Below are 11,772 nucleotides of genomic sequence, written 5' to 3'. Positions count from 1 at the left end.
CATTTTTTATTTAATGCAAGAAACTAAATCAATTTGATAGCAAATATAAATAAAAAACAAAAGAGGGCATACTTCATGTTTTAGAAGTATGTCCTCTGGTTTTCCAGTCAGATATAACTTTGTTCATTATAATATTTATTTTTATACTATATGTTCTTAATATTTTTAGCTTATTGTTTATTACTATTATTTTAATCTTATCTTCTCGTTTTTTTCTATTTGTAATAGTACTCCATCTTGTATTATTAGTGTTACAGATCCATACTTTACACTTGAAATAATTTTTTGCAATTCTTCTAACTGCTCAGGTTTTAATACTTTACCTTCTTTATTAACCATTTTCCCCACACTCCATCGTATAAAAATAAAACTACCTCTGCAAAAAGTTACAGAGGTAGATAAGTTATCTACGGTCCCACTCTGACTCATTATAAATCAAATAATAATTAGTAAAAATAAGTTTTAAAATAATTATTATAGCTTTCTTTATAATATCTCATTTTGTGCTATAACAGGCATACCTGCTAACCCTACTACTATTTCGGTTTAGTTGCTCCAGGACGCACTTCCATTAAGTTCCGTTTAGAATTTCTTGCAGCTTGGTTAAAAATTCCTCTCTTTAAACTTTCCTTAATATACTCTTTCCCTTCATTGCATTTTATATTTCTTAATTCATATCTGTTTACTATGATTTATATTTAGTATAAAGTCCCAGTTATATTTTGTCAATATATTTTGAAACTATTTTTAAATATTCTCAAAATAATCTATAAACTCAGCTTTTTATAATATATATAAGATACTTTATATTACAAAAATTATAAAGTATCTTATATATTAATGTTATTAAGCTTACTAATTTCCTGATGGGAAATATGGTCTTAATGTGCCTGCAACCGCACTTATAGGCATTGTTTGAAGCATAACTTTACCCGGACCAGTTACTACTGTATTAAAGAATCCTTCTCCCCCAAATACTTTATTCTTAAGTCCTGCAACTGTTTGAATTTCCATCTTACAACTTTCACTCATAGCTGCTAGATACCCGCTGTCAATTACTATAGATTGCCCAGAAGATAATTCATATTCTACTATATATCCATCTATTTCAATAAAAGCAGTACCATGCCCGCTTAATTTTTGCATTATAAATCCTTCTCCTCCAAAAAGGCCCGATCCTATTTTCTTTTGAAAGTGAACTGATAAATTAACACCTGCTTCTGAAGCTAAAAATGCTGATTTTTGAACAATAATACCTTGCTCTGGTGTAATTTCAATTGCTCTTATTGAACCAGGAAAACTTGATGCAAATGCAATCATTCCTTCTCCACCTTCAGCAGTGTATATGTTTTGAAATAAAGACTCTCCTGAAAACATTCTTCCCAATGCTTTCCCTAAGCCACCATTTGTTGTTGTTTCCATTTTCATATTAGGAGACATCCAGCTCATAGATCCCTTTTCTGTTATCATTTTTTCCCCTGCTTCCAAAGTACAAATTACTACTGGAAGCGGCTCTCCTTGAATTTTATATTGCATTATTATTCCCTCCATATATTCTTATCATAATAATTGTAATATATCATATATCTCCTATATTTTCTCTTAATTTTTTCATAATTCTAAATAAAGAGGAGATTATAACCTCCTCTTTATTCACTAAATCATTTAATCATTTTAACTAAATAGTGATAATAATATCCCACCATACTTAAGTATCAATGGTGCAAAAACAACTGAAACTATAGTCATTAACTTTATAAGTATATTCATAGATGGACCTGAAGTATCCTTAAATGGATCACCAACTGTATCTCCTACTACACCAGCTTTATGAGCAAAGCTACCTTTTCCACCATTTACTCCAGTTTCAATGTATTTCTTCGCATTATCCCATGCACCGCCTGCATTTGCCATCATAATAGCAAGTAATACTCCTGTAACAACACCTCCTGCAATAAGTCCAGCTAGCGCTTCTGTTCCAAGTAGTAATCCTATAGCTAATGGAACTACAATTGCAAGAATTCCAGGTATAATCATTTCCCTTAATGCAGCATTGGTTGAAATTTCTACACATCTTGAGTAATCTGGCTTATCCTTTCCTTCAAGAATACCTGTCTTTTCTCTAAATTGTTTTCTTACTTCTTCAACCATTTCTGTGGCTGCTTTACCTACAGATTGCATTGTCAAAGCTCCAAATAAAAATGGAAGCATGCCTCCAATTAATACTCCTACTAATGTCAATGGATTTAATAAATTTATACTTTGTAAATTTACAGCTTGAGAATAGGAAGCAAATAATGCAAGGGCTGTAAGTGCTGCTGATCCTATAGCAAATCCTTTACCTATGGCGGCTGTGGTATTACCTACAGAATCAAGCTTGTCTGTTATTTCTCTAACACTTTCATCTAACTCACACATTTCAGCAATACCACCTGCATTATCTGATATTGGACCATATGCGTCAACTGCAACAGTTATAGCTGTAGTTGCAAGCATTCCTACTGCTGCAAGCGATATTCCATAAAGACCAAGTGCTGGATTGCTTGATCCTCCAATAGCAAAATAAGATATTATTATTCCAATTACTATTAATATTATTGGTGCTACTGTTGATTTCATTCCAACACCAAGACCTGCTATTATATTTGTTGCTGGTCCAGTCTTAGATTCATCAGCTATGAGCTTAACTGATTTAAAATCTGCTGAAGTATATATTTCTGTAATCTTTCCAATTAATAATCCTACTATAAGCCCTGCAACTATTGGAATAAATATTTTAATTTCTCCAATCATCATATCACATACTATAAAACCGGCTACAAGTACAATTATACCTGCAATTGTACTACCTGCATTTAACGCTTTTTGTGGATTATCTCCTTTATATGATTTAACATATATTATTCCTACCAAGGATGCTAAAATTCCTAGTGCAGATAATATTAACGGAAATATAACTATGTTTTCCCCATATGTTGCTACAAGTGCGGCACCTAATGTGATAGCTGAAATAATCGATCCTACATAAGATTCAAACAAGTCAGCCCCCATTCCAGCAACATCGCCAACATTATCACCAACGTTATCCGCAATAACTGCTGGATTTCTTGGATCATCTTCTGGAATTCCTGCTTCAACTTTTCCAACTAAATCCGCACCTACATCTGCTGCTTTAGTATAAATTCCACCACCAACTCTTGCAAATAAGGCAATTGACGAAGCACCAAGTCCAAAACCAGTTATATATTCAGCATTCAAATCGAAAATAATAGAAAAAAATCCAAGTCCAATTAACCCTAATCCTACTACACTTAATCCCATTACGGTTCCACCAGAAAAAGCAATTGATAAAGCTCCTTTTATACCATCTTTAGCCGCTTCTGCCGTTCTTACATTTGCTTTTACAGCAATTCTCATGCCTACATAACCAGTTATTATAGAAAAAATTGCTCCCACCACAAAAGCCATAGCTGTTTTATAGCTTAAAAATATTAATATTGCTATGGCTACAACAACTATGAAAACACTTAAATATAAGTACTCCTTTCTAAGAAATGCCATGGCTCCTTCTTCAATGTAACCTGAAATTTCTTTCATTCTCTCGTTTCCTGAATTTTTCTTTAGAATGTCTTTCACTAGTAAAATAACAACCAAAATAGCTATAATACCAACAAGTATTGGAATATATAATAAATTCATACCTCTCACCTCTTTTTTAAATTTGGAGATAAGTATAGAAGATTAGGCTTTTCATTCTACCTTATAGATATATTCATTTGTTTCTTAAACATTCTTAATAAATTTCCATTTAGTTAAACCTTTACAAAAGCTTCATAAAAATAAGCTACCTTAATTAAAGTAGCTCAGATTATTTATATTATGTTTAAAATAAGTGTATTTATTGCAAAAAGTATTGAAAATAATACTGTCAATTTAACTAAAACAACTTCTTTTGTTCTAGATTTATTTTTTGCAAAGAAAGTCTCTTTATTTCCACCTTGAACTAATCCACTTAGTGCATCAGCTTTACTTGGTTGCATAAATATTGTTATTACTATACCCGCTCCAAGAATTACTTCTAAAATTAATAATATATTTTCCATTGGAACACCTCCATTTATCATCATAGCGTACATTCTAAATGATATCACATTTACAATATCATTACAACTTTTCTATTGTAAAAAATATACCTGAGCTTGGTTATATTATACCACACTTTGGTAATAAAGAGTGGAAATAAATCAAAATTTTAGGAATTGGCTTAATCTATAGTTCAACTCCTTTTTACGTTATCTAAAATCCTAGACTTAAATTATAAGTAATTATTTAATCTATATAGCTTCCTTCTTTAGGATCTAATCCATATTTATTTTCTCCGTGTGTCCCATCCATGCACATTAACACTAAAAACCATATCACTCCTACTAATGGAATAAAACTTATAAGGTACCACCATCCACTTTTCCCTATATCATGTAACCTTCTTACTACAACCGCTATTGTTGGTAATAAAAATGCCAATGAATATAATAAGTTTATTTTATTTCCAGCATTAAACATCATATCTGCAACAGTTACTGGTATAGCAAAAATATTAAAAAATAAAAAATACATCCAAAGCTCTTTTCTGCGTGCTCTGCCAGTGAATGTAGCATAATTTTTTAATACCTTCAAATAATAATTCATTTATTATTCCCCTTTATCTTTTGATTTATGAATTTAATAATTATATTGTATAAAAACAAAGATTGTAGACATTTAAGCTACAACCTTTGCTTCAAAATTATATGTTTTACCTATTTATTTTTTAATATTGAAGAATGCTTTCTTTCCTCTATATTCTGCTACATCATCTAATTCTTCTTCTATTCTTAACAATTGATTGTACTTAGCAACTCTTTCAGATCTAGCTGGTGCACCAGTCTTAATTTGACCCGCATTAACTGCTACAACTAAATCAGCTATTGTTGTATCTTCTGTTTCACCACTTCTGTGTGATACTACTGCAGTATATCCTGCTCTGTTAGCCATCTCTATAGCATTTAAAGTTTCTGTTAATGTACCAATTTGATTTAATTTAATAAGAATTGAATTAGCTACTCCTAGATCAATTCCCTTTTCAAGTCTTTCAGTATTAGTAACAAATAAATCATCACCAACTAATTGGACTTTCTTTCCAAGTCTTTCAGTCATTAACTTCCAGCCTTCCCAATCTTCTTCTGCCATACCATCTTCAATTGAGATTATTGGATATTTGTTAACCCACTCTTCAAAGAAATCAACCATTTCAGCAGATGTTAATGTTTTTCCTTCATTTTCTAAAACATATTTACCGTCTTTATAATATTCAGATGAAGCTGCATCAATTGCAATAAACATATCTTCCCCTGGCTTATATCCTGCTTTTGTAATTGCTTCAAGAATAACATCTATTGCTTCTGCGTTGCTCTTTAAGTTTGGAGCAAATCCACCTTCATCACCAATAGCTGTTGAATATCCTTTTTCATGTAATGTTTTCTTTAATGTATGATAAACTTCAGCACACATTCTTAAAGCTTCACTAAAGCTACTTGCTCCAGCTGGCATTACCATGAATTCTTGTAAATCTACAGAGTTATCAGCATGTGATCCTCCATTTATGATATTCATCATAGGAACTGGTAATACTTTTGCATTTAATCCGCCTATATATCTATATAGTGGTAATCCTAAAGCATTAGCTGCTGCATTTGCTACAGCTAATGATACACCTAATATAGCATTTGCACCTAATTTACCTTTGTTATTAGTTCCATCTAATTCAATAAGCATTTTATCAATATAAACTTGATCAAATACATTACATCCAATTAATTCTTCTGCTATAGTGTCATTAACATTTTGTACTGCTGTTAAAACACCTTTTCCTAGGAATTTATCTTTATCTCCATCTCTTAATTCTACTGCTTCATACATCCCAGTTGATGCACCTGATGGCACAGCGGCTCTTCCCATAGTTCCATCTTCCAAATATATTTCAACCTCTACTGTTGGGAAACATCTAGAGTCTAGTATTTGTCTTGCGACAACATCTACAATTTCTAAATAATCTTTCATTTTATTTCCTCCTCAAATTTAGTAATTGTTATATTTAATTTTCTTTAATATTATTATAGCACTTTTGATAATAATTATCAATGACATTCATAAACTTATTAATATTAAAGTATGTAACATTATTACTAGAATATTATTTGTTTATATTCTAATAAATATTCATACTAAAATTTTTCGCTATAAAATGCAGTATATAATTTAATAAAAATGCCTCAATACAATTATACACCAAATATAGCAACATATTAATATTGTTTGAAAATACAATCTACAAATCTATAACTAAATTAGATTTATTTGCAACAAAATAAGAAATATAGTTGTCTAATCCCATATTTCTTATAAAATGGTAATTATATAAAATATCTAAATAGGTCATTTCACACCTTTTAAAATATGTTTTATAGCAAAGATAGTAAATCTATTTGGGATTCTATAAGTTTAAATATTTTCAATATATTCTTGGAATTTTTCTTCCCAAATAACTGCTTTTTCTCTATCTATTTCACTTATTCCTAAAAGAAAATCTTCCAAAATACCTATACGTTTCATACCCTTCATCAAATGTCTTGGATAATCTACTTTTCTTTTATAAGCCTTTTTAGGATCTATTATCATTAATTCTTCATCAGTAGAAACGTATATATCTTTACATCTTGTGTCAAGTTTCTTAAATTTGAGTCTCTTAAATTCTTGTAGCAATGAATATATATTTCTAATTAATTTTTTGCTTAATCCATTTTTTTTTATATAATCATCAAGTCTTTCTCCTTCTACCATATCTCTAACGATATATAACTTACCCCTTTTATATATTCTAGGAAAGTATTGTGATCCATTAGTTTTTAAGAGTATGCTGCTCTCATCATTGCAAACTTTTGGGGTTAGAAAAATTTTAATTGCTTTCTTTTCTGGCAATTCATAAACTATCCCATTATTACCTTGCCCCAAATAATTAGCTTCCCTAAATAATATTTCAGTACTATCATCAAAATCAGCTGAATACCCAAAATTCTTTTTCATATACCACTCAACCTTACGTATTTTTTATAAATATATTAATAATATTAGCAGTTTATGATTACTCTCTCTATACAGTTTCTATATTTCACTATACATTTTACTATTAAGAACCTCTATAATAAAAAAACTTCAAAACAAATGTGTTTCTAAGGATCCTCCTTTTCAAACACATGTAAGAAAGACCTGTCCATCTACTAATTTTTCTTTTTATTTTTTATGTAATATCTCTTTCATTTTATTTCAACTAACAATTAGCTCATTTATAACTTTTAAATAGTATAATTTTATAAAAAACAAAAAGTATTTCAAAACAAAATACAGTTTTGAAATACTTTTTAAATTATAAATTTTATTTATTTACTATTAAGTTTTCTCCAGTCATTTCAGCTGGTGCCTCAAGACCTAATACATTTAACATAGTAGGAGCTATATCAGCTAACTTACCATCTTTAATAGTCTTTCCATCTGTGTTATTTGATACCCATAAAAATGGTACTGGTTGTGTAGTATGAGCTGTAAATGGATTTCCTGTTGAGAAATCAATCATAGTTTCAGCATTACCATGGTCAGCTGTTATAAATACTGTTCCATCTTTCTCTAAAACTTTATCCACAACTTTTCCTAAACATTCATCAACAGCTTCAATTGCTTTAATAGCTGCATCAACAACTCCTGTATGACCAACCATATCTGGATTAGCAAAGTTTAAGATTACCATATCATATTTATCTGAGTCTAATCTCTTTATTAATTCTTCTGTAACTTCATATGCACTCATTTCAGGTTTTAAATCATATGTTGCAACCTTTGGTGATGGTATTAATGCTCTTTCTTCATTTTCGTTTTCTTTTTCTACACCACCGTTGAAGAAGAATGTAACGTGAGCATACTTTTCTGTTTCCGCAATTCTTAATTGATTTAAGCCTTTATCACTTACATATTCACCTAGAGTATTAGCTAAAGTTTGTGGCTTAAATGCAACTTCTACACCTTCTAAAGTCTTATCATATTGAGTCATTGTTACAAATGTAAGATCTAATGCTTCTCTCTTGAATCCATCAAATACTTTATCATTTATAGCTCTTGTTATTTCTCTTGCTCTATCTGGTCTAAAGTTAAAGAATATTACTGAGTCTCCATTCTTTATTTTAGCTACTGGATTACCATCTTTTTCAATTACTGTTGGTAATACAAATTCATCTGTTTTATCATCATGATATGATTTTTCAATAGCTTCTGTTGCACTATTTGCAGTTTCTCCTTGACCTAATACCATTGCATTATATGCAAGTTCTACTCTTTCCCATCTATTATCTCTATCCATAGCATAGTATCTACCACTTACAGTAGCTATTTTACCTACACCCACTTCTGCCATCATAGCTTCTGTTTTTTCTATGAATTCTTTACCTGATGATGGTGGTACATCTCTTCCATCCATAAATGCATGAACATAAACATTTTGTACACCAGCTTTTTTAGCAAACTCTAAAAGACCTTTTAAATGATCTATGTGTGAGTGAACTCCACCATCTGATAATAATCCCATTAAGTGAAGGGCTCCATCAGTTTTCTTAGCATTTTCCATTGCTTTTACTAATGATTCATTTGTGAAGAAGTCTCCATCTGCAATTGACTTTGTTATTCTAGTTAATTCTTGGTATACTATTCTACCTGCTCCAATATTTAAATGTCCAACTTCTGAGTTTCCCATTTGTCCATCTGGAAGACCAACAAATAATCCACTGGCTTGTAATTCTGAATGAGGATATTTTTCTAATAATCTATCGAAATTTGGTTTCTTTGCTAAACTAACAGCATTTCCTTCTGATTTTGGTGCAATTCCAAAACCATCTAATATCATTAACATAACTGGTTTCTTTGACATATGCCTATCCCTCCAACATTTTATCTTAAATACGATAATATACTGATATTATCACTTATTTTCTATGCTTTAACCATTTAATTATATTATTTTTTTGCTTTTATTGCAACTTATATACAATATACTACTATTAAAAATATTTTTATGTTTGTCATAATAATTGAATTTAATCCAGTATATTCATAAATAATAAAAAAGTAAGACTTATAATAGCCATAAATTATTTTTATTATTAAAAATTCAATTAAATGTACTTTTCATCTAGTACTGTTTTAGTAGATTTATACATATTATTTACAAATAAATCCAAAAATATAGAGTCATTTGAACTTAATTTCAAATGACTCTATACTTGCTTATTAATAATTTATTCTATGCTTTCTTAATTAACACTAAATTTACTAATTACACTCTCATTTTTTATACATTCCTATTTATAAAAATTAAGAGATGAATCTATTAAAATTCATCTCTTAAATCTTTATTTTAGTAATTAACTATTGCAGAGAAGTCAGCAGCATTTAAACTAGCTCCACCAACTAAAGCTCCATCTATATCAGACATAGCCATTTGTGCTTTAATTGTAGCTGGTTTAACTGATCCACCATATTGAATTCTTACTTTATCAGCAACTTCTGATCCATACATTTCAGCAACCATAGCTCTTATTGCTTTGATTGTTTCATTTGCTTGTTCATCTGTAGCAGTTTTACCAGTTCCTATAGCCCAGATTGGTTCGTAAGCAATAACAACTTTTTCTGCTTGATCATTAGCTAATCCAGCTAAATCAGCTTTTATTTGAGCTTCAATTACTGTATTAGTAGTTCCATTTTCTCTTTGTTCTAATGTTTCACCACAGCAAAGAATTGGAGTTAAGTTGTGCGCAAATGCAGCTTTAACTTTTTTGTTTAAAGCTTCATCAGTTTCATTGAAGTATTCTCTTCTTTCACTATGTCCTAAAACAACATAATCAATTCCCATAGCTTCAAGCATTCCTGGAGCAACTTCTCCTGTAAAAGCTCCACTTTCTTCAAAGTGCATATTTTGAGCCGCAACTTTAATGTTTGATCCAGCTACTGCTTTTTTAACAGCATCTAAACATACAAAAGTTGGACATACTACTACATCACAAGTAGCATCTTTAACTAATGGTTTTAATTCTTCTATCATTTTTACTGCTTCATCAACAGTTTTATTCATTTTCCAGTTTCCAGCGATAATTGCCTTTCTCATTTACATTCACCTCATATTTTATTTTTATTAAAAATCAATCACATAAACTTAAGGAAAGTGATCAGCTTTCCTTAAGTTCATTTTAAATATAATAATTAAGTTTTTATTATTTAAATTATATCTGCTATACTTAAAATCAAGAATTTTGGCCTAAATTCTTATTAAGTTGCGTCCAACTTATTTTAAATAATGCATAATACTAATTTAGTTAATCTCTATATTAGTAATTACTAATTTTTCATTATATTCATAACCAGTTATTTAAAATACATATTTAATTTAAATATGCCTTGTGTGAAAGTTTAATATTATAATATTTAAAACCAATCTAAATACTATTTATCGTTTAATGCAGCTATACCTGGTAATACTTTACCTTCTAAGAATTCTAACGACGCTCCACCACCAGTTGAGATGTGAGTCATCTTATCTCCAAATCCTAATATATTAACAGCAGCAGCAGAATCTCCACCACCGATTATAGTAGTTGCATCAGCCTCTGCCATAGCTTTAGCTACTGCAATTGTTCCTTTGTTGAAGTTTTCAAATTCAAATACTCCCATTGGTCCATTCCAGATAACAGTCTTAGCATCTTTAATAGCATCAGCATATAAAGCTTCTGTCTTAGGTCCGATATCTAATCCCATGTTACCAGCAGGAATATTTTGATCTTCAGTAACTGTAGCTTCTACATCTTTAAATTCTGCAGCAACTCTGTGATCTACTGGTAATAAGAACTTAACGCCTTTTTCTTCTGCTTTAGCTATCATTTCTTTAGCGTAGTCAAGTCTATCTTCTTCAACTAATGAAGTTCCGATTTCATATCCTTGAGCTTTTAAGAATGTATAAGCCATTCCACCACCAATGATGATAGTGTTAACTTTGTCTAATAAATTGTTTATTACAGCAATTTTATCAGAAACTTTAGCTCCTCCTAAGATAGCAACGAAAGGTCTTACTGGATTTTCAACTGCTTCTCCTAAGAATTTTAATTCTTTTTGAATTAAGTATCCGCATGCAGCAGTATCTAAGAATTGAGTAACACCAACTGTTGAGCAGTGAGCTCTGTGAGCAGTTCCGAATGCATCATTTACAAATACATCAGCAAGTGAAGCTAATTCTTTAGAGAATTCTTCAACGTTCTTAGTTTCTTCTTTTCTGCATCTAGTGTTTTCTAATAATACAACGTCTCCGTCTTTCATTTCAGCAACAGCTTTTTTAGCATTTTCACCTACAACTTCTTCATCTCTTGCGAAAACTACTTCTTTTCCTAACATTTCGCTTAATCTTACTGCTACTGGAGCTAATGATTTAGAAGCATCTTTTCCAAGATGTGAGCAAAGTATAACTTTTGCACCTTTTTCAATTAAATATTTAATAGTTGGAAGTGCTCCATTTAATCTGTTTTCATCAGTTATAACACCATCTTTTAATGGTACGTTAAAGTCACATCTAACTAAAACTCTTTTTCCTGTTACATCGATATCTTCGATTGTCTTTTTATTAAAACTCATTACGTTCACCTCAAA

At 30.3% G+C, this 11,772-nt stretch carries 10 protein-coding genes; all 10 read right to left on the bottom strand.

Going from position 1 to position 11,772, the window contains the following annotated elements:
* Window positions 1–186 precede the first annotated feature (186 nt).
* Window positions 187–339: a YezD family protein gene (locus BN2920_RS05800; protein ID WP_058294068.1), complete on the bottom strand. Its 153-nt coding sequence runs from the start codon at window positions 337–339 to the stop codon at window positions 187–189.
* 516 nt (window positions 340–855) lie between these two features.
* Window positions 856–1,536 carry a TIGR00266 family protein gene (locus tag BN2920_RS05795; protein ID WP_058294067.1) on the bottom strand — a complete coding sequence of 227 codons (681 nt, stop codon included), beginning with the start codon at window positions 1,534–1,536 and terminating at the stop codon, window positions 856–858.
* Window positions 1,537–1,674: 138 nt separating this feature from the next.
* Window positions 1,675–3,699: a sodium-translocating pyrophosphatase gene (locus BN2920_RS05790; RefSeq protein ID WP_058294066.1), complete on the bottom strand. Its 2,025-nt coding sequence runs from the start codon at window positions 3,697–3,699 to the stop codon at window positions 1,675–1,677.
* 173 nt (window positions 3,700–3,872) lie between these two features.
* Window positions 3,873–4,103, bottom strand: a complete 231-nt coding sequence (gene secG, locus BN2920_RS05785) for a preprotein translocase subunit SecG (RefSeq protein ID WP_058294065.1) — start codon at window positions 4,101–4,103, stop codon at window positions 3,873–3,875.
* Between the two features lie 226 nt (window positions 4,104–4,329).
* Window positions 4,330–4,689, bottom strand: coding sequence for a DUF805 domain-containing protein (locus BN2920_RS05780; RefSeq protein ID WP_058294064.1), 360 nt, complete (start codon window positions 4,687–4,689; stop codon window positions 4,330–4,332).
* A 114-nt stretch (window positions 4,690–4,803) separates the two neighbouring features.
* Entirely contained in the window at window positions 4,804–6,099 is a 1,296-nt protein-coding gene (gene eno / locus BN2920_RS05775) for a phosphopyruvate hydratase (protein ID WP_058294063.1), read from the bottom strand.
* Between the two features lie 441 nt (window positions 6,100–6,540).
* On the bottom strand, window positions 6,541–7,122 hold the full coding sequence (locus tag BN2920_RS05770) for a hypothetical protein (RefSeq protein ID WP_058294062.1): 582 nt from the start codon (window positions 7,120–7,122) through the stop codon (window positions 6,541–6,543).
* 349 nt (window positions 7,123–7,471) lie between these two features.
* On the bottom strand, window positions 7,472–9,010 hold the full coding sequence (gene gpmI / locus BN2920_RS05765; protein ID WP_058294061.1) for a 2,3-bisphosphoglycerate-independent phosphoglycerate mutase: 1,539 nt from the start codon (window positions 9,008–9,010) through the stop codon (window positions 7,472–7,474).
* Window positions 9,011–9,496: 486 nt separating this feature from the next.
* Complete coding sequence (tpiA, locus tag BN2920_RS05760) at window positions 9,497–10,243, bottom strand: triose-phosphate isomerase (RefSeq protein ID WP_058294060.1); 747 nt, start codon at window positions 10,241–10,243, stop codon at window positions 9,497–9,499.
* A gap of 335 nt (window positions 10,244–10,578) precedes the next feature.
* On the bottom strand, window positions 10,579–11,757 hold the full coding sequence (locus tag BN2920_RS05755; protein ID WP_058294059.1) for a phosphoglycerate kinase: 1,179 nt from the start codon (window positions 11,755–11,757) through the stop codon (window positions 10,579–10,581).
* Between the last annotated feature and the right edge of the window lie 15 nt (window positions 11,758–11,772).

The sequence above is a fragment of the Clostridium neonatale genome (genome assembly GCF_001458595.1).
GTDB lineage: Bacteria > Bacillota > Clostridia > Clostridiales > Clostridiaceae > Clostridium > Clostridium neonatale.
Note: the sequence above shows the minus strand (reverse complement) of the source record. Positions and strands in the feature narration are given on the sequence as shown.

Coding starts and splice junctions, on each gene's coding strand:
- BN2920_RS05795 (WP_058294067.1), bottom strand. CDS start 1,536: ATGCAATATAAAATTCAAGGAGAGCCGCTTCCAGTAGTAATTTGTACT.
- eno (WP_058294063.1), bottom strand. CDS start 6,099: ATGAAAGATTATTTAGAAATTGTAGATGTTGTCGCAAGACAAATACTA.
- BN2920_RS05800 (WP_058294068.1), bottom strand. CDS start 339: ATGGTTAATAAAGAAGGTAAAGTATTAAAACCTGAGCAGTTAGAAGAA.
- BN2920_RS05790 (WP_058294066.1), bottom strand. CDS start 3,699: ATGAATTTATTATATATTCCAATACTTGTTGGTATTATAGCTATTTTG.
- secG (WP_058294065.1), bottom strand. CDS start 4,103: ATGGAAAATATATTATTAATTTTAGAAGTAATTCTTGGAGCGGGTATA.
- gpmI (WP_058294061.1), bottom strand. CDS start 9,010: ATGTCAAAGAAACCAGTTATGTTAATGATATTAGATGGTTTTGGAATT.
- tpiA (WP_058294060.1), bottom strand. CDS start 10,243: ATGAGAAAGGCAATTATCGCTGGAAACTGGAAAATGAATAAAACTGTT.
- BN2920_RS05770 (WP_058294062.1), bottom strand. CDS start 7,122: ATGAAAAAGAATTTTGGGTATTCAGCTGATTTTGATGATAGTACTGAA.
- BN2920_RS05780 (WP_058294064.1), bottom strand. CDS start 4,689: ATGAATTATTATTTGAAGGTATTAAAAAATTATGCTACATTCACTGGC.
- BN2920_RS05755 (WP_058294059.1), bottom strand. CDS start 11,757: ATGAGTTTTAATAAAAAGACAATCGAAGATATCGATGTAACAGGAAAA.